The organism is Sphingobium sp. CR28 (genome assembly GCF_052327305.1).
Taxonomy (GTDB): Bacteria; Pseudomonadota; Alphaproteobacteria; order Sphingomonadales; family Sphingomonadaceae; genus Sphingobium.
The window spans coordinates 2,683,373-2,698,344 of sequence record NZ_CP182486.1; the positions used below are offsets into that span (position 1 = coordinate 2,683,373).

The window sequence follows — 14,972 nt, forward strand, 5'->3', positions numbered from 1 at the left end:
CGGTTCAAGCGGAACTTGGAGGACCGCGCAAGGCGGCTGGTATGGAGCTGCCGGGCGTGGCAGGAGAACCACATGTCGATACAGACCCTGTCGCTGGATGCCCTGCTTACCGGAGCACCCGCCCTTATTGCGCCGGGCGTGATGAGCGCGATGGACAAGAAGCCCCGGAGCGGCACGGTGCGGATCGGCTGGCTGGGCGTGGAAGGCGATCATCAGGCCGACAGCTTCCATCATGGCGGACACGACAAGGCGATCCACCTCTTCCCGCAGGAGCATTATGAGTGGTGGCGGGAGCCGCTGGGCGACCATGCCCTGCTGCGAGCGCCGGGCGCCTTCGGGGAGAATCTGGCCACGCGGGGCGCGACCGAAGACGGGCTGTGTTTGGGCGATCGCTTCACGCTTGGCAGTGCGCTGCTGGAGATCAGCCATGGCCGGCAGCCGTGCGCCAAGCTCAACTTCCGCTTCGGGCAACCGGATGTGCTGGCGAGGGCGGTGCGGAGCGGCCGCTGCGGTCTCTATCTTCGCGTGCTGAAGGAAGGGGAGGCGCAGGGCGGCGACGTCATGACGCTGACCGAGCGGCCATTGCCTGAATGGAGCATCGCGCGCGTGTTCCATCTGCTCATCCAGGGCGGGCACAAAGCGGATCCTGCAGGCGTGGCGCAGCTGGCGGTGACGCCGCAACTGGCAGAAGCATGGCGCAGCCGGGCTATCGCGCTGGCGCGGTAAGGGTCGATTGGAATTCAGCTCTGGCGGCCCGCAAATGCGGCTTTCCCAAGCTTCCGGTGCTCACGACCCCTAAAGTCGCTGCGCTCCGGGTCTTGTTAACCGGCATTTCGTCACGCCATCTTCTGAATGCCGGTCGATCCGAGCCTATTTCAGGCCTCCTCCTCCGCGATGTCCTGCGGCGGATGCAGACGCAGCCGTGTGACGCGCTTCGGATCGGCGCCAGTGATTTCCAGACGCCAGCCGCTGCCGGGCTGCACCAGAATATCGCCTATGGCCGGCACTTTGCCCGCAAGGATGAAGGCGAGGCCGCCGAGCGTATCCACGTCATGCTCGACCTCGGCCAGACGGGGATCGATGACTTCCCCCGCGAATTCCAGTTCCGCGCGTGCGTCGGCATCCCAGAGGCCATCATCGAGCGGCACGAGCAGCGCTTCCGGCTCGTCATCATGCTCGTCTTCGATGTCGCCGACGATTTCCTCGACGAGGTCCTCGATGGTGACGAGGCCGTCCGTCCCGTCATATTCGTTGAAGATGATCGCGAGGTGCGTGCGTTTGGCGCGCATCTCAGCCAGAAGATCGAGAACGCCTGCGCTGGGCGGCACGAAGATGGGCTGACGAATGAGCGGGGCCAGCGTCTCCGGCTCGGGCTCCTTGCCGGCCAGAATGGCGAAGGCATCGCGAATGTGGATCATGCCCGTCACCTTATCGAGCGATCCGTCATAAACCGGAATACGGCTGTGGCCCGCCTCCGCAAACAACGCGACGAGCTCGGCAAAGCTGGCATCTTGAGAAATGGCGACAATGTCCGCGCGGGGCACCGCGACATCGTCCACGGTGTGCTCGCTGAAATGGAGCATGTTCCGCAGCATCTGTCGCTCGATGGGCGTCAGGTCGCCCTTGACCGGGGCAGAGGCGTCATCGCGGTCGTGCTCGGCAATGACATGCTCGAGTTCCGCGCGGAGCGTCGGCTCCTTGTCTTCGCCGAAAAGCAGGGCGCGAAGGCCCTGCCATATTCGCCCGCCTTCGCTGCTACTGTCGCCTTCCTTGGCGTTATCCTTCGCGCCCTCTCTGGCGGAGTGCGTGCCGTTCTCGGCCATCGTCCTGATCAGATCCCTGTTTAGTCGTCCAGCCCGCCTGGGCCGGTCTCGCGGTCCCCATATGGATCAGCAAGGCCCAAGGTTTCAAGAGCGCGCGTTTCCATCGCCTCCATACCCGTCGCCTCGTCATCTTCCAGATGGTCATATCCTACGAGGTGAAGCGTGCCGTGAACGATGAGATGCGTGACATGATCGGACAGGCTGATGCCTTTATCGTCCGCCTCCCGTGTGCATGTTTCCAGCGCGAGGATCATGTCGCCAAGCTGGGTCTCGCCGTCATCCGCATTGCCGTCCGCGCCGATGACCATTTCCAGGAGGTCGGGCTGGATCATCGGGAAGGACAGGATGTTGGTGGGCTTGTCCTTGCCGCGCCACTGCTCATTGAGGCGATGCACTTCGGCATCGTGAGAAAGTTTGACAGCGATCTCCACTGCCGCCGGAGCCGTGGCGAGCCCGGCATAGGGCGTAAGCGCCAGCGCGGCACGAGCGGCCTTGTCGGCAAGCGCCTGCCAGTCTTCCCCGGCCGACCATCCATCACCGGCCAGTGTCGAAACCTCAAGCATTGCACATCCTCATTGCGCGAGCCGTCACGCGTCCGGCCCTTCATAGGCCTGCACGATGCGCCCGACGATCGGGTGGCGCACAACGTCCGCCACCGAGAAACGAATGGTGGCAATGCCTTCCACGCCTTCCAGACGATCAACGGCATCGGCCAGGCCGGAAATGCCCGGCTGAGGAAGGTCGACCTGACGGGGATCGCCGCAGATGACCATGCGGCTGCCTTCGCCAAAGCGGGTCAGGAACATCTTCATCTGGGCAATGGTCGTGTTCTGGGCCTCGTCCAGCACGATGAAGGCGTTGGCAAGAGTGCGCCCGCGCATGAAAGCCAGCGGCGCGATCTCGATCTCCCCGCTCGCGATCCGCCGCTCGACCTGCTCGGCCGGCAGCGTGTCATAAAGCGCATCGTAAATGGGACGGAGATAGGGATCGACCTTCTCCTTCATGTCGCCGGGCAGGAAACCAAGGCGCTCGCCTGCTTCCACGGCCGGGCGCGAGAGGATCAGCCGATCGACAGAACCCGTGATGAGCTGGCTCACGGCCTGTGCCACGGCGAGATAGGTCTTCCCCGTGCCTGCCGGCCCAAGCGCGAAGATCACGTCCTGCCGGGCAAGCGCTTCCATATAGACATGCTGGGTGGCGGACCGCGGCACAATGGTCTTCTTGCGCGTACGGATCATCACCTTGGGCGGCTCGGAGACGTCCTGCCGCAGTATGCCGTCCAGCGTGGGCTGCGCGGACATGGCGATCACGGCTTCCACGGCGCCGCTGTCGATCGTCTGGCCCACGGAGAGGCGATTATAGAGGCCCTGAAGCACATCGCGCGCGCGCGTGGCTGCTTCCGCCTCACCCTCGATCTGGATGCGGTTGCCTCGCGCCGAGATATAGACGCCGAGACGATTCTCGATCGCCACGAGGTTCTGGTCATATTCGCCGAAAAGCGCTCCGAGCAGGAACGGTTTCTCAAAATCCAGCTCCAGGCGGACACGCTCGCTGGCACTGCTTCCCGAGCCGGCAGCGGCTGGAATCTGGCGCTTAGCCATGCGTGAGGCTCTGTGAGAGGCGACTCGGTGCGCGGGGCGCGGTGAGGCTGATCGTCATCGACGACCTTCATGCCAAGCCCGAAGGACAGCGGCAAGGGCGATATGGCTCGGCTGGGCTCGAAATGAAAAGGCCCCGGCAAACGCCGAGGCCTTTAATCGCATTTTCGTCCGACTTTGCGGGCGATCAGGTCATAGCGATCTTGACGCTGCGGCGACGCATTGCGCCACCTGCGAACGCAAAACCGCCGATCATCATCATCCAGCTTGCCGGCTCCGGGACGGCGCCCGGCACAGTCCAGAAGCTGAGGTGTGAAATGTCCGGCTGATTGCCGCCATTGTTCAGCAGGCCAAGCGTCGAGAAGTTCGTGCCGCTGCTGGCACCGGCACCGGCAATTTCATAAAGCTTAAAACCGGTCGACGCTTTGACCGTCACATATTTGATCAACGTGCCATCCAGCACCGTCCAATCGGTGAACTTTCCTGTGCTGGGATCGGCGTTCGGCGAGAAAGTGAAGAACGAAGGATTATCGTCACTCTTGCCGAAAAGGCTGAGGTTGAGCGTCGATGCATTGACGCCCAGAGCAGCCGCCAGCGCGCTTTCCACGTCGCTCAGATGATCGTTGCCAGAGGCGGTGCAACCGGTGTTGACGAGGTCGATAACCGGGCCGGTCGAGCATGCCAGTACAGCGGCAGAGCTGGGAGTCGCGATAGCGGCGACTCCGAGGGCCGCGATGATTGTGAAATTTTTCATAATATTACCCCACATTCTCATCCGAATTACCTACGGATTATGGCCTATTTACCATTATCGCTGTCATGCCGACAGTGAACGAAAGAGGCACGAGGCATCCGTCCCGAATTGAGACATGCCGAAAGGCCGCTAACGTTCGAGCCGCGTCAGGCGGCAGCCTTCTCCAAGATCACCGCGCCCAGGCTGTTCGGCCCGGCGGAGACGATCTCGACATCGACCATGTCACCTATGGCGGCGGCCGAATTCTCCACGATCACTGACTGGAGCCAGGGCGACTTGCCGACGAGCTGGCCGGGATATTTGCCCTTGCGCTCCAGCAGTACCTGCGTGCGCCGCCCCAGGGTCGCCTGATTGAAGGCAAGCTGATCGGCATTGATCGCGGCCTGGAGGCGCTGAAGCCGCTCGTCCATGACCTCGGGCGAGACCTGCCCATCCATATCTGCCGCCGGGGTGCCGGGGCGGGGCGAATATTTGAAGGAGAAAGCCTGCGCATAGGCGCTCTCGCGCACGATGCTCAGCGTCTCCTCGAACTCGGCGTCGCTCTCGCCGGGGAAGCCCACGATGAAGTCGCCCGAGAGCGCGATATCCGGCCGGGCGGCGCGGACGCGCTCTATGAGGCGCAGATAGCTTTCCCGCGTGTGGCTGCGGTTCATCGACTTGAGCACCCGGTCGCTGCCGGCCTGCACGGGCAAGTGAAGGAACGGCATGAGGCTCTCCACCTCGGCATGAGCGCGGATCAGCCCGTCACGCATGTCATTGGGGTGGCTGGTGGTGTAGCGGATGCGAGTAAGGCCGGGCAGCCGGTCCAGCGCGCGGATGAGCCCATCGAGACCCTGCGGGCGGCCAGCCTCGTCCTCCCCGTCCCATGCATTGACGTTTTGCCCAAGCAGAGTGATCTCCCGGACGCCTGCATCCACCAGCGCGCGGGCTTCATCCATCAGCTCCGCCCAGGGCCGGCTTACTTCGGCGCCGCGCGTATACGGAACGACGCAATAGGTGCAGAACTTGTCGCAGCCTTCCTGCACAGTGAGAAAGGCGGAAGGGCGCTGACGCTGCGCACGGCCGGGCAGGGCGCCGAACTTCATTTCCGCCGGCATGTCCGTATCAATCGCCGGGCGGCCTTGCACCGCATCGGCAATAAGGCTGGGCAGGCGGTGATAGGCCTGCGGGCCAACGACGATGTCCACGCTCTTCGCGCGCCGCCCGATTTCCGCGCCCTCCGCTTGTGCGACGCAACCCGCGACGGCGATCATCGGACGCGAGCCATACTCGCGGCGCAGCCGGCCAATATCGGAATAGACCTTGTCCACTGCCTTCTCGCGGATATGACAGGTATTGAGCACGACAAGATCCGCATCCGCGCCATCCGTCGCCGCCGTCATCCCCTGCGCGCCGAGCAGCTCGGCCATGCGCTCGCCATCATAGACGTTCATCTGACAGCCGAACGACTTGACATGGAAGGTGCGGGGCGGGTTCGGGGGCGTGGTCATGCGGCGCCTATACAGGCGGGAAGCGCAGCAAGGAAGCGGGAGCAGAATTCTCATATGCGTCGGGAAGTGGGAGGGCGAGATTTGAAGCAGCGCGGAGGAGGCGAGCGGACGGAAGTCAGCCGCTATGGCGTCGCTCTGGTGGCTCTGCTGCTCCTTGGCGGCTGCGGGACGCTGCCCCCGCTGCGGACCATGGCTTGCCCGAGCGCGCCCTCGGCCCGCGTGTCCCTGTCGACGGATGGGCAGACGGAGCATACGACGCTTTCCGTGCTCACCTATAATATCGAAGGTCTTGGCTGGCCTGCCCGGAGTGGTCGGGCCGCGCAACTGCGCGAGATTGGCGCCCGGCTGGGCGCAATGCGCGCTGCAGGGACGGCGCCGGATATTGTCATGGTGCAGGAGATGTTCAGCGGCGCGGCGAAAAAGGCGATCATGGCGACCGGCTATCCGGCGATCGCCCCCGGCCCAAGGCGGACCACGCGCCAAAGCAATTCGACGCGAGAGCGACTGCCGGGCCGATCACGGCTTCTGCTCGGCGAGCTGGGCATTCATCTCACAGGCGGAGGTCTGGCGATTGCATCGCGCTATCCCATCGTGCAGGTCGCCACGCGGGCTTATGGGCGGCGCTCCTGCGCAGGCAAGGATTGCCTCGCCAACAAGGGCATCATGCTTGCGCGCATTGCAGTGCCTGGCGTGCCGGTGCCCATCGATCTCTATAATACTCACATGAACTCGCGGGGTGCCTCGGGCGCGTCGCCAGAGCGCAGTCTGGCGGCGCATGGCCGACAGGCGCGGGAGGCATCGGAGTTCATGCTCGATACGCATGAGGACAGCTACCCCCTTGTTCTGGGAGGGGATTTCAACATGCGCCACTCCGAGGAGCGCTGGGAGAACTTCGCGATCCAGCATGCGCTCAGCGTCGTGCATCGGGACTGCGCGCAGCCGGATTCGGGCTGCGATGTCCGCCTGAGCTGGGACAATGACGAGCCGTGGATGGACACCCAGGATCTGCAGCTCTTCTGGCAGGGGCAGACGGTTGCGATCCGGCCGATGCGCGTGGAAGCAATGTTCGACGGCGGAGCAAGCGGCCCGCGTCTCTCGGACCATGACGGCTTTCTGGTGACTTACGAGCTGAGCTGGCCGGCCGGAACGCCGCGACGCTTAGCCTGCTGACGCCAGCGCATCACGCGCGGCCGCAATGCGCGCATATGTTTCCGATGCCAGCGTCTTTCGGTCAGGATGCGTGCCGGGATCAAAGGCGTCGAGGAAGTGGAGAGTGAGCGTCTTTGCGCCGGGACTGCCCAGAACCCGCACGGCATTGGCAAGGCCGCTTTCGCCCTCCTGCCATGCGATTACTGGCCCGAACGCCCCATAATCCAGCACCACCGGCTGGATATGCATCGCGCGTGGCGGGGGAAGAAGCACCGCGAACAGCGCAGGTTTGAAGGGGAGCAGTGCCCGTCCGTTCCCGGTCGTCCCTTCTGGAAACAGAGTGACAGGCTGATGACTGGCCATGGCGGCGCGGACAGTCTCCACCTGAGCGCCGACCTCGCCGCGCCGCTCACGCGCAATGAAGACCGTGTTGTTCTGCCGGGCGAGCCAACTCACGATCGGCGCGCGAGCAACGGCGTCCTTGGAGATGAAGGCACATCCGGTCGCTCCGCCGAGCGCCAATATGTCGATCCAGCTCAGATGATTGGCGATGTAGAACACATCTCGCCGCAGCGGGGCGCCCCGGACGGTGACGCGAAAACCGGCGATGCGCGCGGCGGCGCCCAGAAAACGCGGCGGCCAGGGCGACGGCCCGAAGAGCTTGGTGACGAGGTGGATCGGTACGACGATCAGCACAAGCGCGATCAGTCCGGTCAGTCGGAACAGGAAGCGCGCACGCGTCATCACGCCTGACATGGCGCGGATCGATCAGCCCTTGCGGTCGAGAGCGACGCCGTAAAGTTCCATGCGGTGGTCCACGAGGCGATAGCCGAGCTTTTCGGCGATCTGCTTCTGAAGCTGCTCAAGTTCCGGATCGACGAATTCGATGACCTTGCCCGTCTCCACATCGATCAGATGATCGTGATGGGCTTCGGGCGCAGGCTCGTAGCGGGCGCGTCCGTCGCCGAAGTCGTGGCGCTCCAGAATACCAGCTTCCTCGAACAGGCGAACCGTCCGATAAACCGTGGCGATGGAGATATGCGGATCGATTGCCGAGGCGCGTTCGTGCAGCTTCTCGACGTCGGGATGATCTTCGCTCTCGGACAAAACGCGCGCGATGACGCGGCGCTGCTCGGTGATTCTAAGGCCGCGCTCAACGCAGAGCGCTTCAATGTCGATGGTCCGGCTCATATCGTCATGTCTAGCGTATTTTCAGTTCGACGAAAGCCCATTCCACCCAAAGGCCATGTTTTGAGAATGAAGGCCGGTAGCCGCCGCGCGGTTTGCACGGCGGCTGCGTGAGCTGTTTCAGCCGCGACCCCGACGCCGCGTCGTCCCCAGGCCGATCTTCTTCGCAAGATTGCGGCGCTGATCGGCATAGTTGGGTGCCACCATCGGATAGTCGGCGGGCAAGCCCCACTTCGCACGATAATCGTCGGGCGTCAGACCATAATGCGTCATCAAATGGCGCTTCAGCATCTTGAGCTTCTTACCGTCTTCAAGGCAGACGATGTAATCCGGCTTGATCGACGAGCGGATCGATACGGCTGGCTCGGGCTTCACTTCCGGTGCGGGGGCCGGATTTCTCAAACCGGAAAGAGCGCCATAGACATTGCTGATCAGTAACGGAAGATCCGACACGGCAACGCTGTTGTTAGAAACATGCGCGGCCACAATATCCGACGTAAGTGTGACGAGCATTTCTTCCTGACCCGATACTTCGCTCATGCTTTTATCCTTAATATAGAATCTGGGGGGCTATTCTTATTTTCATTGGCTCGCCGCAGCCCGGAGAGCGCGCAGTGACTATACCGCAGAGCCATTTTCTGCAACCCGTAAGCGAAATTTTATGCTTTCAGATCAAGTTTATGGAGTAGCTGATCGCATCGAAGACTTCACCGCCCTTGCCCCGGTAATAATTATGTCGCCGGCTATATTGAACAAAGCCAGTCCTAGCATAGAGATGTTTGGCAGGATTACCGTCCCTGACTTCGAGAAAGCACCGGGCGCAATCGCCGGATCGCAAGAGCTCAAGCACATGCTGAAGGATCGATTGACCAAAGCCCGAGCGCTGATGATCTGGACTGACGGCAAGCAACATGAGTTCTGCCTCGTCCAGCACGACACGCACCAGTGCGAAGCCCACGGGACTGTCCCCGAGCCTCCCGATCACCAGCCATGTTCCCGGCATCGCCATGATCGAGCGGGCCTGACTGGCAGACCACGCCTCGCCGAAACGCGGATCGAACGCTACGGTCATCACAGCCATGCACTCCCCAATCACCCAGTCGGGCGCGTCATGATGCACAGTGAGACGCAAGCCGCTCATTGGACCGGACTTGCCTGTGCGGAGAGCGAGGCCATGGGCTTTGCATCCGCGCCCCTCCCGTAAATCGGTGTAGCGGGTAGGGACCGCAGGGCGGACGGCAGGAGCATGATACGGCGCGTGTCCGGCAGGACGGGAACGGCGAGACCATGCCCATTACGGGCGGCGATGAGTTGGGGTGCGCCGGAGCCATAAATGGCTTCATCGCCCAGTATGTCGGCCAGTTCGCCGATTGGTGTGGAAACCGGAGCGGGGGAGGGGCTGCTTGCCTGCGGGGGCAAGCGCTTCCAGAAGAGTTCGCCATGGCCGCCGATCATGGCGACGATAAAAGGCTCGACGGGTCGATAGTCTGCGCGCACAATCGCGCCCACCAGATCCAGGCAATCATAGCCCGACACCGGCGCGTCCCAGGCAAAGCCGAGCGCGCGTGCCGCCGCGAGGCCGACCCGCACGCCGGTGAAGCTGCCCGGCCCTACGTCCACGAGAATTTGGGTGGCGCGGCCGGAGCCGGGAAATCCCGCAATGGCGGGGAGAAGCGCTTCGGCATGGCCGCGACCCAACTCCACATGATGCGAAGCGAGGAGACGATCACCCTCGAACAGCGCAACGGAAAGGGCAGTGGTCGCGCAATCGATGACGAGTGTGCGTTCCGACGTATTCAGGTCCGGTGGAGGCGAAACGGACGGAGAGGTGTCAGGCGTGCCAGGCCCCGGGGATGGCTCCGCTGAAGACTGCTCAGACAGCGCGCACCTCGGTCACCTCGGGCACATAATGCTTCAGCAACTGCTCGATGCCGTTCTTGAGCGTGGCGGTCGAGGAAGGGCAGCCCGCGCACGCGCCCTGCATCCGCAGATAGACACGGCCCTTGTCGAAGCCATGATAGATGATGTCTCCGCCATCATTGGCGACAGCGGGGCGCACGCGAGTCTCGATGAGATCCTTGATCTGGTCGATGATGTCGGCATCCGCCGGATCATCCTCGTGGATAACCCCACCCTCTGCCGGGACAGCGAAGCCAGCTGCGCTTGCCGGATGGAACAGCGGCATGTCCGCGGAGAAGTGATCGAGCAGGATCGCAGCGACCTCTCCCTTGAGGGCGGGCCATTCGACACCGGGAGCGGCCGTGACCGAAATGAAATCGCGGCCGAAGAACACGCCCGTCACATCACCCAGATCGAAAATGGCTTCCGCAAGGGGGGAGGCTTCCGCTTCCTCGGGCGAGGCGAAATCCCGCGTGCCGGCACTCATCACAGTGCGTCTCGGCAGGAACTTGAGCGTGGCGGGATTCGGTGTGGGTTCGGTTTCTATGAACATGCTCGTCTCGTTTGCCGGGGGTACATCCGGCTCGATTGTCATCTGGGGATTTTGTGGCGGCGAAGCAAGCCTAGCGTGTCGCGGTCGGGGCGGCTGTCGCCGGCGCGGATGACGGCTGAGGCGCCAGTGCGGGCGGCGCGATCTCCGGCATCGGCACATCCTTGCTGAGCGCAATGGCCGACCAGCTCTTGTCCGCAATCAGATAGCGCTGGGCAAGCGCCTGAAGCTCGGCGGGAGTTACGTTCAGAAGGTCGCTCCCGAGGGAACGCATCATGGCCAGTCGGCGGGGATCGCGCGTGTAGCCCTCAAGCTGGCTCATCCAGAAGGCGTTGCCCGTGCTTGCCCGGCCCAGAAGCTGGCGGATCGGCTCCACCTGTCGTGCCAGTTCATCCGCGCTGATCGGATTGGCGCGCAGATCATTGGCGATTTCATCGACGAGGGCGAAGAAATAGGGGATGCGCTCCGGCCGCAACTGCGAGTTGATGAGGACATAACCGCCGCTCTGGCTGGCGAACGGCCAACTGCTCGCTGCGCTGGGCGTGTAGGCTGCGCCGTCGATCGAGCGCAGGCGCTCAAACAGCCGATCGTTGATGATGCGCGCGAGCATATCGAGCTGACGGCTCTCACGCACCTTCTCCACGCCGCCGCTGGTGGGCCAGGCAATCGCTGCCGCTGCCTGCTCGGCAAGGCCGTTATGCCTCAGCACGACGGGAGTCGCAGAATGCGCAGGAAAGCGCAGTATCGCGTTTTCCGCTGGTGGCTGAACAGCCGGGCGCGGTGGCAGTGCGCCGAATGTTTCGCCCACGGCGGCAATCACGTCATCGGATTTGACGCTGCCGAAGACGATGATCTCGATGGGGCCGGACGCGAGAATCGGCGCCCAGATGTCTTTGAAGCGCTCGGGTGTGAGCGCCGCGACGGACGCGGGAGTGGCGGCGGCGAAGCGCTGGTCCTTGTCCCGCAGCAGCCAGAGAAGATCGCGATTGATCGCTTCGTCCGCAGAGGAGGGCACAGGATCATAGCTGGCGGTGAGCGCGGCTTTGATGCGGTTGAGCGGTGCCGCGTCCCAGCGCGGGAAGGCAAGCTTGGCAGCGAACAGTCGAAGCTGGTCGGCATAATCGCGCGGATTGCTGATCGCCTCCATGCTGAAAGCGTCCTCGTCGATGCCCAGGCTCAGCGAGAGGCGGCGACCATTGGTCAATTCGTCCAGCTCGCGCTGGCCAAGATTGCCGATGCCGCTTGCCATCAGCGCATAAGGCGCGGCCCAGATCGCATTGTCCGTGCCGGGCGCGAAGGCGAGCTGGCCGTTGCCGAAACGGACGGCGACCCGGACTTTGTCTGCCTCGTTGTCGGTCGTGGCGACGAGAAGGCGCACGCCATTTTCATAGGCCACGTCCTCAATGCCCAGAATGCCGAGCGGGGTGCGGCTGGCGACCTTTCCGGCCGGCGGAAACTTGGGCAACTGGTCCATCGTGACGCTGCCCGCAGCCAGACGCACGTCCTTCGCGGGCTGCACGGGGGCGGCGAGCGCGGCGGCGAGGCGCGCCTGCGCATTGGGCTGAGCCGCACGAAGAGTGAGGAGCGCACGCTCGGCTTCGCCAGTGAACAGGCGGCGAGTTGAGTCGCGCAACTGCTCGGGCGTCATGAACTGGCGGGATGAGCGGAAGATATCGAGCGCGGCCTGTGGCGAGACCACCGTCTCGCGAATGTCGACGGCGCCGACCATGTCCTGCGCCTGCGAGGCGCTCGCCTCGGTCGTTGCGTTTTCGGCAAGCTGGGCAAAGCTGGCTTCCATCGCCGCGAACTCGCGATCCACATCCGCCTTGGTGGGCGGCGTCACGCGCGCGTCCTGAATGATCGCGCGAACATCCTTGAGCGCCTTTTCCCAATCGGCGCTGATCGGCGTGATCGAGACATAAGTGGCGTCGGTCGATCGGGCGCTGTTGTCCTGCAGCACGGCTGCCTGAAGGAAGCTGGCACCCGCGCTGGCCGCCGCTTCCAGGCGTCGGTTGATGAGCTGAAGCGCCAGCGCATCAGTGAGCTTGGCCTGATTATAGGCAATCGTGTCGGCCTTCAGCTTCCAGCTGCGCAGATAAGCGAGGCCGACCGAGTAGGGCGCGCTCGGCTCGACAATGACCTTGACGCGCGGAGCCTTGGGATCGGGCTTGCCGAAATCCGGGATGGGCGTGGCCGGGCCTCGCGCCTTCCAGGACGAGAAACTGGCCTTGATATAGGCTTCCATCACTACGGGATCGATGTCGCCAGAGACGATCACGACGGCACGATCCGGCCGATACCAGCGATCATGAAAGGCCTTGAGCGTATCCGCCGTCGCGCCTTTGAGCGTCTCCTCGGTGCCGATCGGGCTATGACTGCCAAGCGGCTGGCCGGCGAAATAGAAAGCGCGCGTCGCGTCCCCGATGCGGGTGCCGGGGCCAAGCGACTCCCGCCGCTCCGCCATGACGACGGCGCGTTCCGCTTCGACGGCTTCGGGCACAATGTTGGGCGATTCCATCATGCCGGCGAGGATCTTGAGGCTCTCCTGAATGCCGGCGCTTCCCGCTTGCGGCAGATCGAGCGCATAAGTGGTGCCGACGGTCGTGGTCTGGGCGTTGCTATCGCTGCCGAAGGTGGCGCCGAGCCGCTGCCAGACGCGCTTGGCCTCGCCATCCGGAACGAACTTGGAGCCGCGAAAGGTGAGATGCTCGATGAAATGGGCGAAGCCGCCTTCCTGCGGCTTCTCCATGAGCGAGCCCACGTCCACCCGCACGCGGATCGACACCTGACCGGGCGGCACGCGATTGGCACGCACGGCATAACGCAGGCCGTTGTCCAGCTCGCCGAAGCGCCATGCCGGGTCCATGGGCACGTCGCTATTCTCGTAAAGCCAGCCGCGCGGAGGCGCGCTCGGCGCGGCGGGCAGAGCAGCTGCCGCCTGTGCCTGAGCGACGGAGGGAAGAAGGAGCGAAAGCGCGGCAAGCGCGGCGCCGAACCGGCGCGCGAGGGAGGAGATCATATCACCTTCCTAGGCCGCTTTCTCCCTGCCGTCACACAGAAACTTGTCGCAACCCGTCGGCGAAAGCGCCGGGCGCGCCTCAGCGCGGGGTCGGCCGGGCCGCGCCCTTATGTGCGCCGACGCCGCCCTTTCTGGGGCCACGGAAGCGGCGCCGTGCGCCACCGCCTGGGCTATCGCCATCCTTGTCGCCGGGTGCGCGCTGGCTGCGCTGCTTTTCCTGATAGCGCTTCTGCCCTTCCGCGCGGCGGGCCTGCTGCTCGCGAGTCTGCGGCGGGCCTTTCATCTGCCGCACCGGCACAGGCTTGGGCAAATTGCGCACGACGTCCATGAAGTTCTCGGGAAGCGGCTCGATCTCGATCTTCTGGCGCGTGAGTTTCTCAATCCCGCGCAGATAGGCGCGCTCATCCTCGCCCACCAAGCTGAACGCCTGCCCCTCGCGCCCGGCGCGCGCGGTGCGGCCAATGCGGTGGACATATTGCTCGGGCACATTGGGCAGCTCGAAGTTGAAGACATGGCTGACGCCGGACACATCGATGCCGCGCGCGGCGATGTCCGTGGCGACGAGCAGCTTCACATGCCCGGCGCGGAATGCCTGCAACGCCGTGGTGCGCTGACCCTGCGACTTGTCTCCATGAATGGCGACGGCTTCGATCCCGGCGCCCTTGAGGAAACGCACCACCCGGTCTGCGCCATGCTTGGTACGGGTGAAGATGAGCGCCCGGTCGATCGTCTCGTCGCGCAGCTTGATCGTGAGGAGCGCCTGCTTCTCCGTCTTGTTGACGAAGGTCGCGCTCTGCGTGACGCGCTCGGCGGTGGTCGCCTGCGGCGTCACTGAGACAGTGATGGGGTTGCGGATGAACTGCGCGGAAAGGTCCGCAATGGTCTGGGGCATCGTGGCCGAGAAGAACAGGCTCTGCCGTTCGCTCGGCAGCATCTTCACGATGCGCTTGAGTGGCGCGATGAACCCGAGGTCCATCATCTGGTCCGCCTCGTCGAGCACCAGAATCTCGACCTTGCCGAGCGTAAGGGCCTTCTGGTCGATGAGGTCGAGCAGGCGGCCGGGCGTCGCCACGAGAATGTCGCAGCCTGCTTCGAGTTTTCTGATCTGGCGGCCGATCGGCACGCCGCCGAACACGCAGTCCACCATCAGGCTGGAAAAGCGGCCATAGTCGCGGAAGCTCTGCGCAATCTGGGCGGCGAGCTCGCGCGTGGGAGAGAGCACGAGCATCCGGCAGGCGCGGGGCTGAAGCGCCTTGGGAGAGGCGGAGAGGCGGTGCAGCGAGGGCAGGGCGAAGGCCGCCGTCTTGCCGGTGCCGGTCTGCGCGATACCAAGCAGATCGCGCCCCTCGAGCAGCGAAGGAATCGCCTGTGCCTGGATGGGCGTCGCTTCCTCGTAGCTTTTCGCCTTGAGCGCGCGCTGGATCGGTTCGGCGAGGCCGAGGGAAGAAAAAGAAACCATAGTCAGAAAGTTGCTTTCGAAACGGAGTTGGGCCCCCTCTAGC

General features: G+C 63.9%; 15 protein-coding genes. 2 read left to right on the forward strand and 13 right to left on the reverse strand.

The annotated features are described in order from the left end of the window. The first annotated feature begins 72 nt into the window (after positions 1-72). On the forward strand, positions 73-726 hold the full coding sequence (locus tag ACNAOH_RS12980) for an MOSC domain-containing protein (protein ID WP_443970572.1): 654 nt from the start codon (positions 73-75) through the stop codon (positions 724-726). A 149-nt stretch (positions 727-875) separates the two neighbouring features. On the opposite strand, the gene ACNAOH_RS12985 is transcribed toward ACNAOH_RS12980, so the two are convergent. The 5 genes from ACNAOH_RS12985 to miaB form a co-directional block, all read right to left on the reverse strand. Next, positions 876-1,823 (reverse strand): hemolysin family protein, encoded by a 948-nt coding sequence (locus ACNAOH_RS12985; RefSeq protein WP_443970573.1) that lies wholly within the window; start codon positions 1,821-1,823, stop codon positions 876-878. 20 nt (positions 1,824-1,843) lie between these two features. Beyond that, a complete protein-coding gene (gene ybeY, locus ACNAOH_RS12990; protein ID WP_443970574.1) occupies positions 1,844-2,386 on the reverse strand; it encodes an rRNA maturation RNase YbeY in 543 nt (180 codons plus the stop codon). A gap of 24 nt (positions 2,387-2,410) precedes the next feature. Continuing rightward, entirely contained in the window at positions 2,411-3,424 is a 1,014-nt protein-coding gene (locus ACNAOH_RS12995) for a PhoH family protein (RefSeq protein ID WP_443970575.1), read from the reverse strand. A 184-nt stretch (positions 3,425-3,608) separates the two neighbouring features. Beyond that, positions 3,609-4,175: a PEPxxWA-CTERM sorting domain-containing protein gene (locus tag ACNAOH_RS13000; protein ID WP_443970576.1), complete on the reverse strand. Its 567-nt coding sequence runs from the start codon at positions 4,173-4,175 to the stop codon at positions 3,609-3,611. Between the two features lie 146 nt (positions 4,176-4,321). Continuing rightward, positions 4,322-5,665, reverse strand: a complete 1,344-nt coding sequence (gene miaB, locus ACNAOH_RS13005; RefSeq protein ID WP_443970577.1) for a tRNA (N6-isopentenyl adenosine(37)-C2)-methylthiotransferase MiaB — start codon at positions 5,663-5,665, stop codon at positions 4,322-4,324. Between the two features lie 81 nt (positions 5,666-5,746). On the opposite strand from miaB, the gene ACNAOH_RS13010 reads away from it, so the two are divergent. Beyond that, positions 5,747-6,835: an endonuclease/exonuclease/phosphatase family protein gene (locus ACNAOH_RS13010; RefSeq protein WP_443970578.1), complete on the forward strand. Its 1,089-nt coding sequence runs from the start codon at positions 5,747-5,749 to the stop codon at positions 6,833-6,835. Here ACNAOH_RS13010 and ACNAOH_RS13015 read toward each other — a convergent pair. The 8 genes from ACNAOH_RS13015 to ACNAOH_RS13050 all read right to left on the reverse strand — a co-directional run bounded on the left by ACNAOH_RS13015 (position 6,824) and on the right by ACNAOH_RS13050 (position 14,929). Beyond that, on the reverse strand, positions 6,824-7,570 hold the full coding sequence (locus tag ACNAOH_RS13015; protein WP_443970579.1) for a lysophospholipid acyltransferase family protein: 747 nt from the start codon (positions 7,568-7,570) through the stop codon (positions 6,824-6,826). The two genes, ACNAOH_RS13010 and ACNAOH_RS13015, sit on opposite strands and share 12 nt — an antisense overlap. Before the next feature lie 12 nt (positions 7,571-7,582). Beyond that, positions 7,583-8,005: a Fur family transcriptional regulator gene (locus ACNAOH_RS13020; RefSeq protein ID WP_443970580.1), complete on the reverse strand. Its 423-nt coding sequence runs from the start codon at positions 8,003-8,005 to the stop codon at positions 7,583-7,585. Between the two features lie 117 nt (positions 8,006-8,122). Then, positions 8,123-8,542, reverse strand: a complete 420-nt coding sequence (locus ACNAOH_RS13025; protein ID WP_443970581.1) for a MucR family transcriptional regulator — start codon at positions 8,540-8,542, stop codon at positions 8,123-8,125. 127 nt (positions 8,543-8,669) lie between these two features. Then, positions 8,670-9,143: a GNAT family N-acetyltransferase gene (locus ACNAOH_RS13030; protein ID WP_443970582.1), complete on the reverse strand. Its 474-nt coding sequence runs from the start codon at positions 9,141-9,143 to the stop codon at positions 8,670-8,672. Beyond that, positions 9,140-9,802, reverse strand: coding sequence for a tRNA (adenosine(37)-N6)-threonylcarbamoyltransferase complex dimerization subunit type 1 TsaB (gene tsaB / locus ACNAOH_RS13035; protein WP_443972145.1), 663 nt, complete (start codon positions 9,800-9,802; stop codon positions 9,140-9,142). Before tsaB ends, ACNAOH_RS13030 begins: the two co-directional genes overlap by 4 nt. Before the next feature lie 73 nt (positions 9,803-9,875). Next, entirely contained in the window at positions 9,876-10,454 is a 579-nt protein-coding gene (locus ACNAOH_RS13040) for a NifU family protein (RefSeq protein WP_443972146.1), read from the reverse strand. Positions 10,455-10,524: 70 nt separating this feature from the next. Beyond that, positions 10,525-13,470, reverse strand: a complete 2,946-nt coding sequence (locus tag ACNAOH_RS13045; RefSeq protein ID WP_443970583.1) for a M16 family metallopeptidase — start codon at positions 13,468-13,470, stop codon at positions 10,525-10,527. Positions 13,471-13,549: 79 nt separating this feature from the next. After that, on the reverse strand, positions 13,550-14,929 hold the full coding sequence (locus ACNAOH_RS13050) for a DEAD/DEAH box helicase (RefSeq protein WP_443970584.1): 1,380 nt from the start codon (positions 14,927-14,929) through the stop codon (positions 13,550-13,552). Between the last annotated feature and the right edge of the window lie 43 nt (positions 14,930-14,972).

Excerpts from the sequence above, each read along its gene's own strand:
- miaB (WP_443970577.1), bottom strand. The coding sequence starts at position 5,665 with ATGACCACGCCCCCGAACCCGCCCCGCACCTTCCATGTCAAGTCGTTC.
- ACNAOH_RS13015 (WP_443970579.1), bottom strand. The coding sequence starts at position 7,570 with ATGTCAGGCGTGATGACGCGTGCGCGCTTCCTGTTCCGACTGACCGGA.
- ACNAOH_RS13040 (WP_443972146.1), bottom strand. The coding sequence starts at position 10,454 with ATGTTCATAGAAACCGAACCCACACCGAATCCCGCCACGCTCAAGTTC.
- ACNAOH_RS13050 (WP_443970584.1), bottom strand. The coding sequence starts at position 14,929 with ATGGTTTCTTTTTCTTCCCTCGGCCTCGCCGAACCGATCCAGCGCGCG.
- ACNAOH_RS13000 (WP_443970576.1), bottom strand. The coding sequence starts at position 4,175 with ATGAAAAATTTCACAATCATCGCGGCCCTCGGAGTCGCCGCTATCGCG.
- ACNAOH_RS13030 (WP_443970582.1), bottom strand. The coding sequence starts at position 9,143 with ATGAGCGGCTTGCGTCTCACTGTGCATCATGACGCGCCCGACTGGGTG.
- ACNAOH_RS13025 (WP_443970581.1), bottom strand. The coding sequence starts at position 8,542 with ATGAGCGAAGTATCGGGTCAGGAAGAAATGCTCGTCACACTTACGTCG.
- ACNAOH_RS13045 (WP_443970583.1), bottom strand. The coding sequence starts at position 13,470 with ATGATCTCCTCCCTCGCGCGCCGGTTCGGCGCCGCGCTTGCCGCGCTT.
- ACNAOH_RS13020 (WP_443970580.1), bottom strand. The coding sequence starts at position 8,005 with ATGAGCCGGACCATCGACATTGAAGCGCTCTGCGTTGAGCGCGGCCTT.
- ybeY (WP_443970574.1), bottom strand. The coding sequence starts at position 2,386 with ATGCTTGAGGTTTCGACACTGGCCGGTGATGGATGGTCGGCCGGGGAA.
- ACNAOH_RS12985 (WP_443970573.1), bottom strand. The coding sequence starts at position 1,823 with ATGGCCGAGAACGGCACGCACTCCGCCAGAGAGGGCGCGAAGGATAAC.
- ACNAOH_RS12980 (WP_443970572.1), top strand. The coding sequence starts at position 73 with ATGTCGATACAGACCCTGTCGCTGGATGCCCTGCTTACCGGAGCACCC.
- ACNAOH_RS12995 (WP_443970575.1), bottom strand. The coding sequence starts at position 3,424 with ATGGCTAAGCGCCAGATTCCAGCCGCTGCCGGCTCGGGAAGCAGTGCC.